The sequence below is a fragment of the Mycobacterium sp. shizuoka-1 genome (assembly GCF_002723835.1).
Classification (GTDB): domain Bacteria; phylum Actinomycetota; class Actinomycetes; order Mycobacteriales; family Mycobacteriaceae; genus Mycobacterium.
In genome coordinates, this window is record NZ_BEWG01000036.1 from 19,299 (window position 1) to 38,903 (window position 19,605).

At 64.8% G+C, this 19,605-nt stretch carries 20 protein-coding genes; 6 read left to right on the forward strand and 14 right to left on the reverse strand.

The window, feature by feature from the left end:
- Positions 1 to 122 precede the first annotated feature (122 nt).
- The 14 genes from MSZK_RS12795 to MSZK_RS12860 form a co-directional block, all read right to left on the reverse strand.
- Positions 123 to 833: an HNH endonuclease family protein gene (locus MSZK_RS12795; RefSeq protein ID WP_233211268.1), complete on the reverse strand. Its 711-nt coding sequence runs from the start codon at positions 831 to 833 to the stop codon at positions 123 to 125.
- Positions 834 to 965: 132 nt separating this feature from the next.
- Positions 966 to 2,312 (reverse strand): replicative DNA helicase, encoded by a 1,347-nt coding sequence (gene dnaB, locus MSZK_RS12800; RefSeq protein WP_099248390.1) that lies wholly within the window; start codon positions 2,310 to 2,312, stop codon positions 966 to 968.
- A gap of 44 nt (positions 2,313 to 2,356) precedes the next feature.
- Positions 2,357 to 3,670, reverse strand: a complete 1,314-nt coding sequence (locus MSZK_RS12805; RefSeq protein ID WP_233211269.1) for a hypothetical protein — start codon at positions 3,668 to 3,670, stop codon at positions 2,357 to 2,359.
- Positions 3,671 to 4,127: 457 nt separating this feature from the next.
- Positions 4,128 to 4,733, reverse strand: coding sequence for a hypothetical protein (locus MSZK_RS12810; RefSeq protein WP_087083917.1), 606 nt, complete (start codon positions 4,731 to 4,733; stop codon positions 4,128 to 4,130).
- A complete protein-coding gene (locus MSZK_RS12815) occupies positions 4,714 to 5,640 on the reverse strand; it encodes a DNA adenine methylase (RefSeq protein ID WP_087083919.1) in 927 nt (308 codons plus the stop codon). The genes MSZK_RS12810 and MSZK_RS12815 overlap by 20 nt, the downstream gene beginning before the upstream one ends.
- A complete protein-coding gene (locus tag MSZK_RS12820; protein ID WP_087083921.1) occupies positions 5,637 to 6,281 on the reverse strand; it encodes a hypothetical protein in 645 nt (214 codons plus the stop codon). The genes MSZK_RS12815 and MSZK_RS12820 overlap by 4 nt, the downstream gene beginning before the upstream one ends.
- Complete coding sequence (locus tag MSZK_RS12825) at positions 6,274 to 6,615, reverse strand: WhiB family transcriptional regulator (protein WP_099248339.1); 342 nt, start codon at positions 6,613 to 6,615, stop codon at positions 6,274 to 6,276. Before MSZK_RS12825 ends, MSZK_RS12820 begins: the two co-directional genes overlap by 8 nt.
- A complete protein-coding gene (locus MSZK_RS12830; protein ID WP_198344638.1) occupies positions 6,612 to 7,142 on the reverse strand; it encodes a hypothetical protein in 531 nt (176 codons plus the stop codon). The genes MSZK_RS12825 and MSZK_RS12830 overlap by 4 nt, the downstream gene beginning before the upstream one ends.
- A gap of 265 nt (positions 7,143 to 7,407) precedes the next feature.
- Positions 7,408 to 8,019, reverse strand: a complete 612-nt coding sequence (locus MSZK_RS12835) for an isoprenylcysteine carboxylmethyltransferase family protein (RefSeq protein WP_158230573.1) — start codon at positions 8,017 to 8,019, stop codon at positions 7,408 to 7,410.
- 243 nt (positions 8,020 to 8,262) lie between these two features.
- Entirely contained in the window at positions 8,263 to 10,098 is a 1,836-nt protein-coding gene (locus MSZK_RS12840) for an acyl-CoA dehydrogenase (RefSeq protein WP_099248392.1), read from the reverse strand.
- Positions 10,099 to 10,331: 233 nt separating this feature from the next.
- Positions 10,332 to 11,456 carry a LuxR C-terminal-related transcriptional regulator gene (locus MSZK_RS12845; RefSeq protein ID WP_158230574.1) on the reverse strand — a complete coding sequence of 375 codons (1,125 nt, stop codon included), beginning with the start codon at positions 11,454 to 11,456 and terminating at the stop codon, positions 10,332 to 10,334.
- Positions 11,457 to 11,461: 5 nt separating this feature from the next.
- A complete protein-coding gene (locus MSZK_RS12850; RefSeq protein ID WP_099248345.1) occupies positions 11,462 to 12,271 on the reverse strand; it encodes an SDR family NAD(P)-dependent oxidoreductase in 810 nt (269 codons plus the stop codon).
- Between the two features lie 9 nt (positions 12,272 to 12,280).
- Positions 12,281 to 13,423: an acyl-CoA dehydrogenase family protein gene (locus tag MSZK_RS12855; protein WP_099248347.1), complete on the reverse strand. Its 1,143-nt coding sequence runs from the start codon at positions 13,421 to 13,423 to the stop codon at positions 12,281 to 12,283.
- On the reverse strand, positions 13,420 to 14,223 hold the full coding sequence (locus MSZK_RS12860) for an enoyl-CoA hydratase/isomerase family protein (RefSeq protein ID WP_099248349.1): 804 nt from the start codon (positions 14,221 to 14,223) through the stop codon (positions 13,420 to 13,422). Before MSZK_RS12860 ends, MSZK_RS12855 begins: the two co-directional genes overlap by 4 nt.
- Before the next feature lie 211 nt (positions 14,224 to 14,434).
- Here MSZK_RS12860 and MSZK_RS12865 point away from each other — a divergent pair, with 211 nt between their 5' ends.
- The 6 genes from MSZK_RS12865 to MSZK_RS12890 are packed head-to-tail and all read left to right on the forward strand — an operon-like array spanning position 14,435 to position 19,604.
- Complete coding sequence (locus MSZK_RS12865; protein WP_233211272.1) at positions 14,435 to 15,622, forward strand: thiolase family protein; 1,188 nt, start codon at positions 14,435 to 14,437, stop codon at positions 15,620 to 15,622.
- A gap of 18 nt (positions 15,623 to 15,640) precedes the next feature.
- Positions 15,641 to 16,858 (forward strand): lipid-transfer protein, encoded by a 1,218-nt coding sequence (locus MSZK_RS12870; protein ID WP_099248353.1) that lies wholly within the window; start codon positions 15,641 to 15,643, stop codon positions 16,856 to 16,858.
- A gap of 41 nt (positions 16,859 to 16,899) precedes the next feature.
- Positions 16,900 to 17,328 (forward strand): SRPBCC family protein, encoded by a 429-nt coding sequence (locus tag MSZK_RS12875; RefSeq protein ID WP_099248355.1) that lies wholly within the window; start codon positions 16,900 to 16,902, stop codon positions 17,326 to 17,328.
- A gap of 39 nt (positions 17,329 to 17,367) precedes the next feature.
- On the forward strand, positions 17,368 to 18,231 hold the full coding sequence (locus MSZK_RS12880) for a MaoC/PaaZ C-terminal domain-containing protein (RefSeq protein WP_099248357.1): 864 nt from the start codon (positions 17,368 to 17,370) through the stop codon (positions 18,229 to 18,231).
- 27 nt (positions 18,232 to 18,258) lie between these two features.
- Positions 18,259 to 19,158 carry an SDR family oxidoreductase gene (locus tag MSZK_RS12885; protein WP_099248359.1) on the forward strand — a complete coding sequence of 300 codons (900 nt, stop codon included), beginning with the start codon at positions 18,259 to 18,261 and terminating at the stop codon, positions 19,156 to 19,158.
- A complete protein-coding gene (locus tag MSZK_RS12890; RefSeq protein ID WP_099248361.1) occupies positions 19,155 to 19,604 on the forward strand; it encodes a YiiD C-terminal domain-containing protein in 450 nt (149 codons plus the stop codon). The genes MSZK_RS12885 and MSZK_RS12890 overlap by 4 nt, the downstream gene beginning before the upstream one ends.
- The last annotated feature ends 1 nt before the right edge of the window (position 19,605 follow it).

Consider the following 19,605-nt stretch of genomic DNA (forward strand, 5'->3'; position numbering starts at 1 on the left):
CGGGGGTGGTGTCGGATCGTCCGGCATAGGCGTCGCCTTCCTACGGAACCAGTGAGCCCTCATGCTAGGCGCGGGCCACGGCTGAGGGATACCGGCTGCTGCTTTACGAACCGCCGCCAGCCTCACGGCGCGACCGCCGGGCAGGTGGCGGCTGCGATGTTGCGTTCCTCGGTGGTGATCGCCAGGCCGTAGGTCACCGCCACGGTGAGGTATCGGGCGATGTAGGGGCAGCGGTAGGACGGGTTCGGCGGCAGCCATGTCAGTCCTGAGTCCGACTTCTCGCGGTTGATCGCTCCGCCGACAGCAATGAGGTTCAGCGGATCGTTAGCGAACGCGACGCGCTGAGCCAGGCCCCAGTGCGCCGCCCCAGCATCCCACGAGCGCCCAAGAGCAAACACATGATCGATTTGGACCGCGGCCGGGTCACTGACGTCGAACTGAATGGTCTCAGCCGTGTACGGATCGATCAGAACCCCGGAAAGGACCTTGCACCCCTGCGTGCCCGGTTTGATGGCGACATGTTCGAGCTGGCTGCGCAGGATACGCGAGCGAGTGTCACATCCGCTGTGATCGTTGGGGTCGTTCCAGGCGGGACCGAATGAACATGCTTGTCCCCGTTTGCAACTCCGGTCATAGCCGTCGACTTCAGGCAAGACCTCGACGGTGCGCACCTGTTCGAGTAGCGAACCGATCTGCTCATCAGGCACCACGGGCACCACTGGCGCGGACGGGGCTGAGACCGTGGCCGACGACGGCAGCAGTGAGGTCAATTCCTCGGGTATGCCTCCAGCTAGCACGGTCAGTGTTATCGCGGCGGCCGCGGTGATCAGCAAGCGCCGCTGTAGGGACTTCATCTTCCGCTTGATCCGTGTCATGCGGTGCCGCCTTTCAGCGCCGATGGTGATGCACGCTGCATCACCGAGGGTGTTACCTCATGCTACACCCGTAGTTAGCATGAGGGTTGGTTATCCGCGTGCGAGGTCGCGGAACGAGGACATGTGAAGCGTTGACGCCACGGTGCAGGTTCTCGTTGGCCCGTTCCTGTGCTTTGCCAGGATGAGGTCTGCTTCACCGGCCCGTGGGCTGTCCCGGTCGTAGCCGTCCGGGCGGTTGATAAGGATTACCAAGTCGGCATCCTGTTCCAGCTGACCGGTCTCGCGCAGGTCAGAGAGCTGTGGAACCTTGTCGACACGCTGTTCGGGTCCGCGGTTGAGCTGGCAGACCGCGGCCACCGGCACGTCAAGTTCCTTGGCCATCAACTTGAGGCTGCGCGAAAACTCCGCCACTTCTGTTTGCCGGGACTCCACCTTTTTGCCTGAGGTCATCAGCTGCAGGTAGTCCACCACGATCAGCTGCAGATCTGTCTTCTGCTTGAGCCGGCGCGCCTTGGCGCGGATCTCCATCATGGTCAGGTTCGGGGAGTCGTCGATGAACAACGGGGCGTCGGAGATCTCGCCCATCCGCCGGGCCATCCGCGTCCAGTCGTCATCGCTCATCCGGCCGGCGCGCATGTCGGCCAGTTTGATGCGGGCCTCAGCCGACAGCAGTCGCATCACAATCTCCGACTTACTCATTTCCAAGCTGAAGATGACGCTAGCCCGTCCGTGCTTGATTGAGCAGGACCGCATAAAGTCAAGTGCCAGAGTCGATTTCCCTTGGCCGGGCCGGCCCGCGACGATGACCATCTGCCCGCCGTGCAGGCCGGTGGTCACCTCGTCGAGATCGGCGAAACCGGTCGGAACTCCTTGGCCTTGACCGCCGCCGGCCTGGATCGCGTCGATCTCGTCCATGGTCGGCTGCAGCAAGTCCTCCAGGGCCACCATGTCGTCGCTGCCGCGGTCCTCGGTGACGTCGTAGATCTCGGCCTGGGCACGGTCGACGACCTCGGCTACGTCGGCGCCGTCGGCGCCGGCGTAGCCGTACTGCACCACCCGGGTGCCGGCCTCCACCAAGCGGCGCAGGACGGCCTTCTCGGCGACGATGCCGGCGTAGTAGCCGGCATTGGCGGCCGTGGGAACCGTGGCGATCAGCGTGTGCAGGTAGGGCGCTCCTCCGACACGCCGCAGCACGCCCCGTCGATCGAGTTCGGCGGCGACGGTCACCGCGTCCGCCGGTTCGCCCTGGCCGAACAGGTCCAGGATCGCGTCGAAGATCTGCTGATGGTTGGGCCGGTAGAAGTCCTTGGGCCGCAACCGTTCGAGCACATCGGCGATCGCATCCTTGCTCAGCATCATCCCGCCCAGTACGGACTGCTCGGCCGCCAGGTCCTGCGGTGGCTGGCGACCGCTGTCCAGGTCGGTGTAGGGCTCCACCGCCTGCCGGCGCCGCGTGCGCGCTGGAGCATCGTCGAGATCGGTCATGCCGGGATCGCGTCCTCGAATTCGGCCTCGTCCGCCTCCGCGGCCAGCTCGGCGGCAATGTGCGGCCAGCACTGGTCACACACGTTCGCCATCGCCTTGAGCGGCAGTTCAGGGCGGTAAACGCCGCGCCCGGATCCACACACCACGCAGTCGCAGCCACCGCTGATCGCCAGATCCATCAGCAGGTCGGTGCTCAGCGACGTCACCGCCGAAACCGGTTCCACCACGGCGGGTTCCGGTCGTTGATTCGCCAGGATGTCCCCGGCCCAGCGCGCCAACGCTTCCGCCAGGGGCATCTCCGGGAACATGCTGGCCACTCGACGCGCCGCTGCTGCCAACGCGGCCACCGGATCCTTCGACCGCCGCCCGAACTTCACCTCGTCGGCCCGAAGCACCTCGGCGCGCAGCTCCGGGCTGGTCACGGCCGCCACGTCGGCGTACCGGCGGGCTTTGGCGTCGTCAGCTTCGGCACGGGCCGTTGCAGCGGCTTCGGCATCCCAGGCCTGCTGCAGCGGCCGCAGCCGCGGCCCGGAACCCACGACGTTGCGCTGGAGGCGCCAGACCGCCAGCTTGTACGGGCGCTGCACGTCGGCGGGCATATCGGCGCTCAGCACGTCGAGGATCTGATCCGGGCGCCATCCCCGCTTCAACCGCTGCAGGATCTCGCTTCCGAGCTTCCACCGCAGGTGCTTCGGAAGGTTGGCCATAGGCTCGGGCAGCCCATCGAGGACGGTTTTTAGGTCCCCTTTGGGAACCTTCACCTCAGTCGGTCGCGAACCCGGCCGCCGCCTGTCGCAGCGGAGGGTAGGGAGGTACTTCGTTTGGTCTATATAAGGACGCGGCCCAGAAAAGGTGACGGAATCGGGCCGCGAATGGTCGCCGCAGTCGGTGATTACCCGGCCGGAGCTGTCTCGTTCGAGCACCTCGACATCGCCCACGAACTGGCCGTGAACGGCAATCAGCGAGCGGGCACCGCGGCCCCTAGCAGGCCGATACACGATCAGGTCGGCTGCAGCTAGCCCGGCCAGCGCCCGCCCGATGGTCTTGACGTCGTAGCGCCGCTCACCGGCCGCTGCGACAAGCTCAACGATCTGCGTCAGCGCCACCGCGTCGTCGGACAGCCTGCTCCACCCGCACAACAAGCGCAGCACGGCCGCCAGCACGTGACGGCGTGCCCCGCGTAGCTTCAAGCCAGCGGCAGCGCCTTCAACGCGTTCGCGCACCGTGGCAGCGTCGTCGAAGGCGATCCGCTGGCGCGGCGGCCTCGACGACCCCGGCCGGCGTACGCCGCGCCTGCTGGCGGCCGACATGCCGACACTGCCGGCCCCCCCACGACGGGCGGGCTGGCGAACTCCGGTTGAACTGTGTTCAGGGTAGGAGCTACCCTGAGAACTACCTAGCATGGTGTTCTCCCTGGTGGCACAGGGACCGCGATCTCACCGTCTGGCAGCGGTGGTTTCGACTCGAGACTCGGAGCGAGTTATTCCGGGGTTCGGATGTTCATCTCGTTCCAGACCCCCCCTTCGGGGGGGGGCTCTGGCGTGCGGTCCCACTATGGATTTGTCAGAAGTGGCCCCCTACTGCCGGGAACCCGATAACAGAGTCAGATCACCCCCTTGCAATCCGTGGGATGTCACGGCGCGGCATCCGATCAGCGGGTGACGGTGGACGTTGGACGGCGCTGTGCCCTCCCCCACGGCCAAGAGGCGGGATCGGCCGCCGGGGGCGGGCGTGCCGAGCCGGCGCTCTCTCCCGACGAGGCGACTTTCAGGCACTTCTGGTCACCGTGTTGCTGACAGGGATGCTCAGCGGCGCAGCCAGGGCGACCTCGGCTGCCGAGCGCAAGACCGCCAGCATCGATTCGCCGTCGACCTTTGCGGCGAAGTCGGTGAGCGTGGTGTGCGGCGGCAACTGCGCGCGTACCGCGGCGAGCACAGCGGCGTAGGGCGCGGCCCGGCCGGTCTGCTCCCAGGCAGTTCGCAGGGCGTCGTAGATGTAGCAGTGCGCCACCGCGGAGGCATTACCGGCCAAGGCGCCCGCCGCGGTCGTGAGCACCTCACCGACCACCGTCCCGAGCTCCCCGCCTCGCGGGGTACGACCGGCACCGGTGGTTGGACCGCTGGTAGGGCCACCGACATCCACTCGCCGATAGGCCGCACGCAGGCAGGTCGCCAGATCAGCCACGGACTTGCCCTCTGTCGGCTGCATCGGCACCGTCACTGCGCCGTGGTGGCCAATGTGGACCTCCCAGCCGCGGTAAGCGACCTGAGCCGTGCGCGAGACGCCCTGCGCGGCGGTCTGGTCGATCTCCTCGACCTGGATCTCATCGTCGGAGCCCGCCTCGGGTCGGACTTCAAAGATGTTGCGTGTCATACGGTTTAGAACCTCCTTCGGATCGGGTGAATGTCGCCGTCATGGCCGGACGCAGCGGCCGGAACCCCACCGCATCGTCGAAACTGAGCTGTTCTGCAATGGGCCGGTTGGACCACAGCACCTCGCAGCGCGCCGTCCGGGAGCGGCCCTGCCCAGTTTTTGCCGGTACCTCCAAGCGCGACCACCCGACCAACGCCTCGTCATAAAGCGCCGACGGGTAGCCGGAGAGGACCACAGCTGCCCGACACGCCAGCAGCGCCTCCAGCAGCTCGATGTGCTCAGCGTCGGACTTGAACTCATGGCGATACCCGGCCCCGCCGGCAGTACGGCTGGAACCCACATACGGGGGGTCGACGTAGAGGCAACAGGAGCGGTGCGCACCGTACTGGGTGATCACATCCAATGCGGGACGGCACTCCAAGCTCACCCGGTGCAGGCGCTCGGCGGCCGCGGCCATGCGTTCGGTGTAACCGTCGAGATAACCCGGCATGCTGGTCGACGATCCCGCTGGGTCGACATACATGCGCCACCCGGTGCGGCGCAGCGTGCCACCACGACTCTGGGAGATCTGTATCCACACCAGACGCGCGACTTCCAGTTCATTCAGCACAGTGAGGTCGGCGTCCCATGCCTGCTGGTGCTCGGCCCGCGAATGCGGAGTCAGCGCGCACAGACGCGCGAGTTCAGCTGGACGCTCACGCAACACCCGCCAGAAGGTGATCAACCGCTCGTCGATGTCATTGACCGTCTCCATCGAGCTCACCGGCTTAGCGAGCAATACCGCCAGGCTTCCGCCGAAGGGTTCGACATAGTGCTGATGGCGCGGAAGAGCCGCCGCGATCCGGGTGGCCAACCGAGTTTTTCCGCCGCGGTAGGCGAACGGCGGCGTACGCGCAGGGGTGGTCACGAGTCCATTCCGGCCGCGCGCAGGAATCGCTGCTGGTAGCGACGGTCAACGCCCGACGATCTGGTCAGTGCGCCGCCGCAGCTCAGATCCCGCATCACCTGGTACCGCTCACCGGCGCCGGCCGCGCCCAGCCGCGTCAGCGCCTCTGCGGTCTCGGCGGCCCTGACGCCTACGCGAGCGGGGTTGTCCAGCAGCGACGTCTCGATGCCAAGGCGACCCAGCACCGTCGCTAGGGTCAGCATCATTGGCACCGACGGGCAGTACACCTTCATGCCGTGCCGGGTGAACCGTGACGCCGCATGCACCGCGCCCCTGCCGATACCTTCGGCCTCAACCAGCCCGCGGCCGAACGCCCACCGGCCGTCTTCATGTAACCCATACCGCCGCAGCGTCTCTCGTGGCCTCGGAACGTGAACCACGCCTGGCCGCGGGGAACACACGGTTGGCTCGACCAGGGTGTCGAGCACCCATCGCGCGGTGGCCTGGTGAGCGAACTCGAACTGCAGCCCACCGCCTACCCGCCGGTGCGGGGTGAAGGCCAGCAGTGCCCCCAGATGCACGACACGCACTTGGGCGCTCGACGATAACCGGCACAGCTCGACACGCACCGCGGTTGCGAGCTCATCCATCGCCTCACTCACGCCGGCATCCCTTGCCAGGGCGGGGTGGGGCCGCGCCCGCTGACACCGCGGCGATCTCGCGCAACTGATTCATCGCTGCGGCCCAACCTTTGCTCTTGCGGCGCTCGGGGACGAACACACCCGCATAGATCCCGGACTGCTGCTCGGCGGCGACGGCCTCGGCCGCGCACCGTCTCCGAACCGGGCAGCGCTGGCACATCTGTTGCAGATAGGTCCACACCGGCTGCGCGGGCCTCCGCTCGGATGTCCAGAGCTCAGGAGCATCGGGAGTCTCGCGAAAGCACACCGCCTCGGCTCCCCAATGCTCCTCCGTAACCGCGGGCAGTGATGTCATCGCACCAGGCCCTGCATGGGCGACCGCCCGGAAATCTCGGCGATGAACCGAACCGCCATCGCCGCCACACGAACCGCGGCCGGGCGCGCCGGGTCGTCGAAGCGCACCGCCGACCACAGGGACTCGTATTCGCGCTTGAGATAACCGAACCCTTCATGACTGGACGCCAATGTCCGGCCGACCGGCCCGACATCACCGATGGCGCAGTGGCATTCCCGCGCGGCCGCCGCGTAGCGCTGCGATGCTGGCCCACTCTCGTAGAGGTCGGCAACGAACCGCAGCGCCATAGCGCCGACCTGCACTGCCTCGGCACGCGCTCTGCCGATCCGGTTGGCCCGGACCTCGTCCCAAAGCTCGTCGACCTCCTCAGCCAGCACCATCGCCGCTTCCTCGGCCGAGCAGAAGACGCCCGGGAATGCCTCCAGCGCCGCGCGTAGTTCATCACCGATCGCCAGTTCGGCATTGCGGCAACGGTCTTCGGCGTCGATGGTGGCGCAGGCGCTGAACATCAGGCGCGGAGTTCTCATGATCCGACCAGCTCTCGCACCGGGTGGAGCAACGCCATGCACCCCGCGCAGGCGTCATCACCGGGAACGCTGGGGGACCCACATACCGTGCACGCTGCGGTGCACGTCCAGCACGCCATCTGTCCCTCGATGCGTACCGGGTCAACGGGGGACGTGACGAAAACCGTCTGAGGCCTGGTCCCAGACGGCGGGCTCGGTAGGTCTGGAACGCGAGGGTGCGAATTTGGGAACGCGACGAAGGTTGAACCGCGGCGACAAGCCTGAACTAGTACAGTCCGGGGATGAAGCGTTTAGTGTCGCCAAGATAGGTCGAGTATCGACTGCCGAACGCTTCGGTGAGCACGCGCTCTTCAACCCGTGCCCGAACGTCGTGCGACAGCGCAATGAGCAACACCGCGATCAGAAATCCGATGGTGGGAACCACTAAGAGGGTGCTGACGTATGCGCCGACGATGCCGGTGTAGATGGGATGGCGGATGAGAGCGAACGGGCCGTCGGTGATCAGTTCGTGGTTCGCATCGACCCGGGCGAGTAGGCGCCACGAGCCGAAAACCCGGTAGGCCCAAGCAACCAGCCCCAGCGACGCCGCTGCGCCGGTGACGCCGACAACCGCCGACCACGGGGCGGGGTCAAACAGGTGCGGCCCGGACAACGGCGGACGAATCATCCAAGTCGCGAACACAAGGTAATACAAGGCCAGCGAAAAGGAAACGAAAAGCAGTGCCTCCTCGGCGCGCGGCGCAGTGATGCTGTCTGACGAGACGGCATCGAGCGGCATCTTTCGTCGTCGCTGTATGAGGCGCGCGACGATGAGGACCCACAGCACGGTATTGATCGAACCGACGATGGCGGCGTCGACGAGTTGGTTGAACGCCATGACACGATGTTGCATGGAGCAGTCCGGGGCGTGCGACCGCCAGACGGCTGAACTTTGGTGTCCCCTGAACGGTTGACGATATTGATCACTCAAGCCAATGGCGTTGACGTGCCCGCACCCCCCGCAGCGCTAGCTGTCGAGACCCTCTTTCTTGACCACCGCGAAATGCGGTCGGACGTGGAGTGGTCATCGCAACGATTCCGAACGGGTCGAAGTCGGACATCTAAACTGAGTGCCTCCGCCCTAGAAAGCGGATTCGCTCAGATCCATGATGGAGATGTCCATCTCGTCGATGATCCTGCGGTCGGTGCTCAACCTTGGTATCACGGTTTGGGCGAAGAAGTCTGCGACAGCGACCTTTCCTCGGTAGAACGTCCTGTCACGATCAACGGTCGGGTCGTCGAGCGCATTGAGGGCGACCTCGGCCTGCACGAGCAGCAGCCAACCGATGAGAAAGTCGCCGAAGGCAAACAGGAATGGCACCGAGACGAGGCCAATTCGATAGACCTCCCGCTCGTCGTGGCGCGTTCGGGAGAAGTAGTCAATGAGCACGTCGGCCATCTCCCGAACGTCGGCCAGCCCCTTAGCCAGCAACCGGCGACTTCCGGTCAGTTCTATACGCGCAGCGGGGCTATACACAAAGTCCTCGACACGATTGAGAACGCTCTTCAGCGCTGTTCCTTGATCGCGAATTATCTTGCGGAATACGAAATCCTGCGCCTGGATACCCGTGGTGCCTTCGTAGAGGGAGTCAATCTTAGCATCGCGCATATACTGCTCGATCGGATAATCCTGCAGGTAGCCTGAGCCTCCGAAGTTCTGCAGCGATTCGGTAAGGCACTGATACGCTCGCTCCGAGCCCACACCTTTGACAACCGGCAGCAGCAGCGCATGGATTCGCCGTGCCAGGTCCTCGTCGGTGCCCGAAATAAGCTCTGCGACAACGTGATCGTGGTGCGCAACCGTGTAGAGATACAGTGCTCGCAGACCCTCAGCATAAGCCTTTTGGGTCATCAGGGATCGGCGAACATCTGGATGTCTGATGATCGACACTCGCGGCGCTGCCGTGTCAGACATGTGTGCCATGTCCGCCCCTTGAATTCGGGTCTTCGCGAATTCCAAGGCATTTAGGTATCCGGTGGACAGCGTTGCGATGGACTTCACCCCGATCATCATGCGGGCATATTCCAAGATTTTGAACATCTGCGCGATGCCGTTGTGGGTGTCGCCCACAAGCCAGCCCACCGCTGGGACACCGTGCTGTCCGAAACTCAACTCGCACGTGGCAGAGGCAGTCAATCCCATCTTGTGTTCAAGGCCGGTGGCGAAAACTCCGTTGCGGGCTCCAGGTTCACCCGTCGTGGGATCGGGCAGAAACTTCGGAACGAGAAACAAGCTCAAACCTTTGGTGCCCGCTGGTGCACCGTCTGGCCGAGCCAAGACCATATGGGCGATGTTTTCGAACAAGTCGTCGGAGTCGCCGGAAGTGATAAATCGTTTGACGCCCTGGATGTGCCATGTGCCATCTCCCTGGTCGGACGCCCTGGTTCGGGCCGCCCCGACATCTGAGCCGGCGTCGGGTTCCGTCAGCACCATGGTTGCGCCCCAGTTGCGCTGCACGCCTAAGACGGCCCACCGTTGTTGTTGCTCATTTCCGATGTGGTATAGGACGTCCAGCAACTCCGGGCCGACCAGGTAGAAGAACGCCGCTGGATGACCACCGACGAGAAACTCGCTGATGGCCCACTTGACCGGCTCCGGCACACGCACTCCGCCAAGGACTTCGTCGATCCCGATCTGCAACCATCCGCTATCGCGCCAGAAGCGCACTGCGGCTTTGAACGACGCGGACAGGCGGACCGAATGTGTGGTCGGGTCGAACGTTGGTGGCCGACGATCGGCGTCAGCGTACGGCTGCGCGAGCGGGCCTTCCGCTTGACGCGCCGCCTCATAGAGCCAGTCGCGTACCGTCTCGGCGGTGAGTTCACCGAATTGGCTAGTGCTCAACGCCTTGTCGAGGTCCAGGACCTCGAAGAGGTTGAATTCGAGATCGCGGACATTGCTCTTGTAATGTCCCATCCTCTTGCCTTCCTCCTCGCAAGGTTGCGCGATCTCGGCAGCGCGGAGCCGTACCTTAGCCTGACCGTGAGGGGGTGGAGTGGCCATCCGCCGTTCGACGGATCCTGCTCCGCCGAACGGGTGTCACCGCCAACGTGGCCCCGCGATATCCGCATTTGACGCCATCAAATGCCGTCCTCTGCTCCGACGAGGCAACACGGTTTACCTAAACCAAATAGTGGGCGCGGCGTGAGTCAGGCGTGGTCGCGTGAAACCAATTGAATGTAGCGGTGCACGGCTTCGGCCCTGTTCGCGGCTCGTAGCTTCTTGAAGATGTTCGTCACGTGCGATTTGGCAGTTGCCTCGGTGACGACGAGACGCTCGGCGATCTGTTTGTTCGTCGACCCGTGCACGAGTAACTCCATGACTTCGATCTCTCGCGGAGTGAGCAGCGCGTGGACCCGGGAACCGCCGGCTGGCAGCGATGGCGAAGATCGGTTCGCAGACGCGGTGTCGGCGTTTTCGATACGTAGCTCGGCGTCGCCGATTTCGTGGACGAGTTCGCTTGCATTTTGGAGCAGTTCAGCGATCTCGTGGCGTTGTCGACGTACCTGGTCCCGCAGGATCGTGCGCTCCAACGCGTAGCCGTAGCCCTCGGCGAACGCCCATAGGATGTCGCGGTCGATGATGTCGACCGGACGCCGCTGATGCTGTGCATTGGCGTATAGGAACCCGATCGCCTTGCCCTCCGGCACGATGGGGGCGGCGACATAGTCGGTCACGCCCGAGGCTTCGATGAGTCTTCTGAAGGCACGTAGGTTATTCGGTGCGTCGTGCACAATCGCGGGCATCCGGCGCCGGATCATCTCCGATTCGATGACTAGATCGCCGAGTACGACGTCGCCGATCCTCTCCCGGAACAACTGCAGCTTGGCATCGGACTCAGGGTCACGGGTGTCGAAGGAACTTGCGGGATAAACGGTATCGCCGTCAAGGCGGAACAAGATCGCTCGGTCGTAACCGATTCGTTCGCAGATGACCTGCGTGGATCGGCGGAGCATCAGTTCGACGGAACCGACTTGGCGGAGTTCGGCGAGTGCGCGTTGCACCGACGACAACCCGTTCGCGCGTCGCTCGACCGGTCGTAACCGATACGACCGGGATAGCTCCGCGAGGTCGAACGCGACGTGGGCGGCGTCGAGCGCCTTGCCGGACACCTCTGACAACGAGAATTCGCGCAGCTCAGCGACTGCTTCGTCGGCCAGCTCGACCAGATCATCGAGATTGACACCATCGATTGGTGGCGGGTTGGCGGTGCCAAGCGCGGTGTGCGCGCTCTTCAGCGCCGCAACCAGTGATGCAGCGTCGAAGGACTCCATACCCATCAGAGTGCCACTGAGAATCCTCCGTTGACCGGGTAGGTCTGCGCGGTGATCCATTCGGCAGCATCCGAAGCAAGGAATGAGATCACCGCCGCGGCATCTGACGGCTCCCCAACACGCCCGACTGGATACGCCCGGACGATCTTCGCAGCGACCTTCTCAACCGCGAGGGCGGCCTCGATCGCTGGTGTCCGGACCGCGCCGAGCGCGACGCAGTTCGCCGTCACGCCGAACGGTGCGGTCGCCTTTGCGATCGCTCGCGTGAACCCCGCGGCGCCAGCCTTGGCAGCCGAATACACCACGAGACCGGCTTCGCCCTGGCGCCCGGCCTCAGAGATCACGGTGATGACGCGACCTCTGCCCCTCTCGACCATGCCGCCGACCACCGCCCGCGTCGCGACCATCACCCCGGTCAGGTTGACCGCGGTCCACCGGTCCCAGTCGTCGGGAGTCGATTCCCAGAACGGGGGCGGCGGTTCGAGCGCGTCATGCGTCGCGCCCGCGTTGCCGGCGTTGTTCACCAGGATGTCGACGGTGCCGAGTTCGCGCTCGATCTCGGCGACCATTGCGGTGACGGCCGCCCATGCGGTGACGTCGGCCGCGACCGCATAGGCCCTGCCCCCGGCCGCCTCGATCGCGTTGACCGTCTCCTTGGCGCGCTCGAGATAGAAGTCGTTGACGGCAACGGCCGCGCCGAGTTCGGCCAGCATTCGCGCGGTCGCGGCGCCGACCCCCTGTCCGGCGCCGGTGACCAACGCGACTCGGCCGGTGAGGTCGAGCAACTGCTGAAATGTCTTGTCTTCCTTCGTCATCTGCGAGCCCTATCGTCCGAACGCCAAGCGGGAAATGATCAGTTTCTGGATCTGCGGCGTGCCGTCACCAATGAGTAGGCCCTGGAGATCGCGTCGCATGGCCTGCAACGGCAGCTCGTCGGCGAAGCCGACGTTGCCGAATGTGACCATCGCGTCTTCGAGCGCGTCGAGCGCGACCCGCACCGGCCACCACTTCATCATGGCGGCTTCCTTGGTGTGGGGCCGACCGGCCATCCGCAGGCTGAGCGCTCGATAGCCCAGCCACCGTGCGGCCTCCAGTCTGGTGAGGTGTTCTGCGATCGGGAAGGTGACGCCTTGATATGCCTTCAGCGGGTTGCCGAAGGTATGCCTCTCGTTGGCGTAGGCAATCGCCATATCGAGGCCGGCTTCGCCCACGCCGACCGCCATCAGCCCGAGAAGCACTCGGCTGTAGTCGAATTCACGCATCACCAGCGAGAATCCGCGTCCCTCCTCGCCGATCAGGCGCTCCTCGGGAGCAAAGGTGTTGTCGAAGGTCAGCGAGCCGCGACCGATCGGGCGCATGCCGGGGTCGCGGAAGCGTTGGCGGCTGACGGTCCGTTCGTCGAGATCGACCAGGAAGGCTGTGGGCCCGGCATCGGTCTTGGCGAACACCACCGCCATGTCGGCCATCGGCGCCTTCGTGATTGAGGCCTTCTCGCCGCGGATCCGCCACCCGCCGGGCACCTTCTCGGCGACGGTGGTCATCGCCTGGGCATCCGATCCGGATTCCGGCTCAGTAAGGGCGAGGCAGGTGCTCACCGAGCCGTCGAGCACCGCGGGCAGCAGATCGGCTGCGTAGCGGTAGTAGCGCTCGAGCAACGACGCTCCGACGGTGGTGTCGAACACCAGGTACGCGGCCGACATGTCTGCCCGGGCCAGCTCCTCGACCGCAATACCGGCTGCCAGGTGGGTGGCGCCCTGGCCCCCGTAGCGTTCGCTGGCCTCGATACCGATCAGCCCTTGCGCGGCGAGCTTCTTGTACACATCCCAGGGAAACTCGTCGCTGAGTGCCCGGTCGAGATAGCCAGGGGCGAGTTCCTTCTTGGCGAAATCTCGCACCGAGGAACGGAAATCGTCCAGTTCTTCGCTAAGAATGCAGGGCGCGGGGGCCGCTTGATCAAGACTGCTCACGACAGATCCTTTGGTGTGGACGGAAAGCTCGGCCGGCGACCACCGGCGAACGCGGCGAGGCCTTCGGCGACATCCGGTGACGCCAGGTGCTCGCCGGCGACCTTCAGCTCCAGAGCGAGCGCCTCGTCCAGCGGCAGATCTGCGGCCTCGTTGACGACCCGTTTCATCCGGGCAAGTGCGAGCGCGCTCGTGCGGGCGAGCTGCTCGCCGAGTTTCTGCACGACGGAGTCGAGTTCGTCGTCCGGCACGACCTGGCTCACCACGCCGTAGTCGCGCATTTCCGCTGCAGTCGCCGAGCGGCCGGTGAACATCAGTTCCCGTGCGCGGTTGGCGCCGACGAGCCGCGGCAACCGGATCGATCCGCCAGCACCCGGGAACAGGCCGAACTTCGCGTGCCCGTCGCCCAGCGTTGCGGTCTCGGCGGCAACAACAAGGTCGCAGGCTAGGACGAGCTCGAACCCGCCCGCCAATGCCGTGCCATTGACGGCGGCGATGACCGGAGTGGGGTGACGTGCGATCGTCCGCATCACCTGACCCGACGCCTCCAGCAGATGGGCGATCACGGTGACGTCCTGCGCGTTGGCGAAGATGAATTCGAGGTCGGCGCCCGCACAGAACACAGCCCCGGTGCCTGTCAGTGCGACCGCGCGCGCGTCGTCGGACAGCGCGCGCGCCAAGCCAGCGGTCAAGCCGGACAGGACATCCGGGTCGATCGCGTTCATCTTCTCCGGACGCTGCAGCCGCAGCCACGCCACAGGTCCACGCAGTTCGTAGCCGACCGCGTCGGACGAGTTCGTCATGACTCGAGCGTGTCAGTGCGCCGACGCGGCAGCTATCGGCCGATCGACGGATCTGGATCCACCGAACGTCGGCGCTCTGACCAGCCAGGGGCCGCGTTACTCGGCCGAAAGTCGGACAACCTCACCACTATCGGCGGATAGCCCGGGGCCAGACGCCCCGGCAGGGTTGGTGACAACGCCACCAGGGTTAGGAGACGGCGCGTTGGAGAACGTGTTCATCGCCGGAGTCGGGATGACCGACTTCGGTGTCCAGCTGCAGCGCTCGATGCGCTCGCTGGCAGAGGAGGCCGTGCAATCGGCACTCTCCGACGCGGGCGCTGAGCCGGACATGATCGACTACGCCTTCTACGGCAACGTCGGAGCGGGGACGATCACCGGCCAAGCAAGCATTCGCGGCCAGGCCGCGTTGCGCCACACCGGTCTGCTCGGCACGCCTATCGTCAACGTCGAGAATGCGTGCGCGACCGGGTCGACCGCGTTCGGCATGGCGACCGCAGCCATCCTTTCTGGAGTGGCGGATGTCGCCATCGCCGTAGGTGTCGAGAAGATGTCCCACGAAGACAAGGCCCGCACGTTCAAGGTTTTCGAAGGCGGATACGACCAGGACGAGCCTCCGCAGCTGGTACAGCAGCTCGCCGCCAACGCCGACGGAAAATCGCGCTCTCTGTTCATGGATCTGTACGCCGATCTGGCTCGCGCGTACATGGAGCGGTCGGGCGCCACCGAAGACGATTTCGCGCAGATTGTCGTCAAGTCGCACAGCAACGGGGCGCTCAACCCCAGGGCGCAGTTCGACAACCCTGTCACGGCGGAGCAAGTCCTTGACAGCCGCACAATCGTCGAACCACTCAAACTCATGATGTGCTCGCCGATTTCCGACGGTGCCGCGGCGATCGTCGTCGCGAACGCCCGCGGCCTTCGCCGCCTGCCCGACGCTGAACCGGTCAAAGTAGTTGCCGCCAGCCTGGTTTCAGGCCGCGACCGAGCGGCTGCAGAGCCCGGCGCCCCCGAACGGGCGGCGGCGGCGGCGTATCGCGAAGCCTGCGTGGCACCCGCCGAGGTCGACGTCGTCGAACTCCACGATGCCGCCGCCCCGGCCGAGCTGATGATCAGCGAGGAGCTTGGGTTGTGCGAACCGGGCGACGGCCCAAAACTTCTCGCCTCGGGCGCAACCGCGCTTGACGGGTTCGTGCCGATAAATCCGAGCGGCGGATTGCTCTCGAGGGGACATCCGGTCGGTGCAACGGGCCTCGCGCAGCTTGTCGAACTCGCCGACCAGCTCCGCGGACGTTGTGGTAAACGGCAAGTCGCCGATGCCGATATCGCCCTCGCGGAGAACGGCGGGGGGGTCCTCGACAACGACGTCGCTGTTGCGACGGTCACCATTCTGCGGCGTTAATGTAAAGGAGTATGACCAATGGCAAACAAGGTATTCGTCATCGGTGTCGGGATGACGAAGTTCGAGAAGCCCGGGCGGCGCAAAGTCGCCGGAGACGATGGCACTGAACGTGATTGGGACTACCCGGACATGGCGCGGGAGTCCGGGACGAAAGCGCTCGACGACGCGGGCATCACCTACGACAAGGTCCAGGAGGCCTACGTCGGGTTCGTCTACGGCGAATCCTGCTCTGGTCAAGCTGCTGTGTACGAACTTGGTTTGACCGGTATCCCCGTTGTCAACGTGAACAACAACTGCTCGACCGGTTCCACCGCACTGTATCTGGCCGCAAAGGCGATCCGTTCCGGCGAGGCCGACTGCGCACTCGCTCTCGGGTTTGAGAAGATGCAACCCGGCTCGCTGGCCGCGACATACACCGACCGCACCCAACCCGGGATACGGTTCCTGGAGGCCATGGCCAACCTGTACGAATTCCGGCTCCCCCCGGCACCATGGTCGTTCGGCGCCGCTGGCCGCGAGCATATGGAGCGGTTTGGCACCACGCTCGAGCACTTCGCGAAAATAGGTGAGAAAAACCACCGACACTCGGCGAACAACCCGTACGCCCAGTTCCAGCGGGTCTACACTCTCGACGAGATCCTCGATGCGCCGGTGATCTACGAGCCGCTGACCAAACTGCAGTGCTCCCCGACATCCGATGGCTCGGGTGCGGCGATCCTGGCGAGTGAAGCGTTCGTCGATAGGCACGGGTTGTCGGAGCGGGCCGTGGAGATCGTCGGGCAAGCGCTCGTCACCGATGATGCATCGACGTTCAACGGCACCGCGCGCAACCTCGTCGGATTCGACTTGAACATCAGAGCCGCGCGCAAAGTCTACGACCAATCCGGCTTGGGGCCACAGGATTTTCAGGTCATCGAGCTCCACGACTGCTTCTCAGCCAACGAACTGCTGCTCTATGAAGCGCTCGGCCTGTGTCCGGAGGGCGAGGCGGCCAAGTTGATCGACAACAACGAGACCACCTACGGCGGACGCTGGGTCGTCAACCCTTCTGGCGGGCTGATTTCCAAAGGACATCCCTTGGGCGCAACGGGACTCGCACAGTGCGCGGAGCTGACCTGGCAGCTGCGTGGACAGGCCGAGAAGCGTCAGGTCGAAGGTGTCACCGCCGCCCTACAGCACAACATCGGCATCGGCGGAGCAGCTGTCGTCACCGCCTACCAGCGGGCAAACCGCTGACAACTCACCACATATCTCCACCGAAAGGGACACACCAAATCATGGGTACCATCACCGTTTCCGTCGAACTGCCAGCCGCGCCCGAGAAGGTCTGGGCGATATTGTCTTCACCCGCCCAGTTCGAGAACTGGCTGACCATCCACACCAAGTGGAAGAGCGACCTGCCCGCAGAGCTGGCCACCGGCCAGCAAGTCACCGAGGTCACCACTCTCATGGGCATGTCGAACACAATCACCTGGAACGTCGATAAGGCCACCGCACCCGCCAAGCTTCGCCTCAGCGGGTCCGGTATGGCAGGAGTCAAACTCGCGCTTGACGGGGCGATCGAGCCCACGGGTAGCGGGTCGAAACTCACTCTCGGCATGGAGTACGCCGGGCAGATGATCGTCGGCGCGCTTGGCAAGGCCATGGAGAACGAGGGAACCCGCCAGCTCGAGGCCTCGCTGGAGAAGTTCAAGGCCCTCGTGTGAATCTTGGCCACCCGTCAACCGATTCGAGGAGTCCGACTGATGCCCGACGATGACCTGCGATTCAACCCGGACGGACTCGGCAAGTGGACCGATCCCACCGAATTCGACGTCACCGCGGACAAGATTGCAGCGTACGCCGCCGCGACGAACGACCCGATCGCAGAACACCGAACGGGAGAGACCGCATCGCCGGTGTTCGCCATCGTGCCGGTCTTCGAGTCACTCATGGAGCCGGCGCTCGGTGTCGTGCCGCTCGAACTGCTCGGCAAGGTAGTCCACGCCGGCCATGACTTCCGTTTTCACCGGCCGATCCGTGCTGGCGACAGGCTGGTCGCACGCACGAAGATGGATGGTTACCGGGGCGGCGCCAAGGGCACCGTCGGATCGGGAATCATCGAAACCCTGGGCAACGACGGCGAATTGGTCAACACCCAGGTCGCCACCTTGTTCGTGCGTGGCTTCGACGCCGGCGAAGCCGTCGGTGACGTCGCACCGGCCAATCCGCTGGACGAACGGCTGCGGGACCAGGCGCCGGTCGCCAAGGTTGTCCAGCACATCGACGACGACCAGACCTTCCGCTACTCGGAGGCCGCCGGCGATCCGATGCCGATCCACCTCGACGAGGAATTCGCCAAGGCCACCGGATTGCCCGGCATTATCGCGCACGGTATGTGCACGCTGGCGTTCGCGTCGTGGGCCGTGCTCACCGAGGTCGGCGGATCCGACACCGCACGGCTGCGGCGGCTCGCCGTGCGGTTCGCCAAGCCTGTGCTGCCTGGCCGCGAGATCGAGACAACGGTGTGGAATGTCGACACCGCCAACGATGTGACCACTTATGCCTTCGAAACCACCCAGGGCGGCATCGTCGTGCTCACCGACGGCATCGCCGAAATCACTAACTGACCAAGCAAGACAAGGAGTTACACGATCATGGGAATTCTCGACGGTCGCGTCGCACTGATCACGGGTGCCGGACGCGGTATCGGCCGCAGTCACGCGTTGCTCTTCGCAAGGGAAGGTGCCAGCGTCGTGGTCAACGACCTCGGCGGGGCGAACGACGGAACTGGGTCAGACGCTGGCCCTGCACAGCAAGTCGTCGACGAGATTGTGACCGCGGGCGGCACGGCGGTGGCTAACACGTCGAATGTTGCCGACTGGGCAGGTGCGAAAGAGCTTGTAGATCAGGCTATCTCGGTGTATGGCAGGCTTGACGTCGTCGTGAACAACGCCGGCATTTTACGTGACGGGTTCGTCGCCGGGCTCGACGAGAGTCAGTGGGACGCTGTCATCGCCGTGCACCTCAAGGGTCATTTCGCGGTGCTTGGTCACGCCGCCGAATATTGGAAGACCGAATCGAAGGCGGGCCGTCAGCCGGCCGCGTCGGTGATCAACACGGCATCGGTGTCGGGCACGATTGCGCCAAATCCTGGGCAAGCGAACTACGGCGCAGCAAAGGCCGGAATCGCCGCCATGACCTTGGTGGCCGCCGATGAGCTCGACCGGTATGGCGTGCGCGTCAACGCGATCGCACCGTCAGCCCGCACCCGGCTCACCCTCGCCACCCCCGGCATGAGCGCAATGCTTGCCGCCGAGGCTGAAACGGCCGCCGAGACCGGCGGCTTCGACGCCTTCCATCCCGATCAGATCGCACCGCTGGTGGCCTTCCTGGCCGCCGAGAAGACCGACATCACCGGCCGCGTGTTCATGGTCCAGGGCGGATCGATCAGCGAGCTGATCAACTGGCACGTCGGCGAAACCATCGAAACTGACGGCCCCTGGGAGATCGCCGATATCGAGTCGCGAATCCACGAAATCCTCGCCGCGCGATGACCGTCACCGCCGATTGGGTGAATGTCTTCATCGAGTCGAATCTGCCGCCCGTCCACCGGATGGGCGTGCAGATCGCCGACCTTCGACCGGGGTACGCGGCGGCGGAAGTCCCCCTTGAAGGCAACAACAACCATTTCGGCACCGTTTACGCGGGCATACAGTTCACGGTCGCCGAAATCCTCGGCGGTGCAATAGGGTTAGCAACATTCGATCCCACGAAATACGTCGGCACGGTCAAGAGCGCACAGATCGATTATCTCAAGCCGGCCGGAACGAAGCTGCGTGCGACCACCTCGCTATCTCAGGCCGACGTCGATAGCGCGTTCGCGACGCTAGATGCCACCGGCAACGCCGAGGTCGTCCTCGACGCCGAAGTGACCACCGAGGACGGCACTATCGTCGCGGTCACCCGCAGCACCTACTACGTCCGCACGATCGGCGACTGAC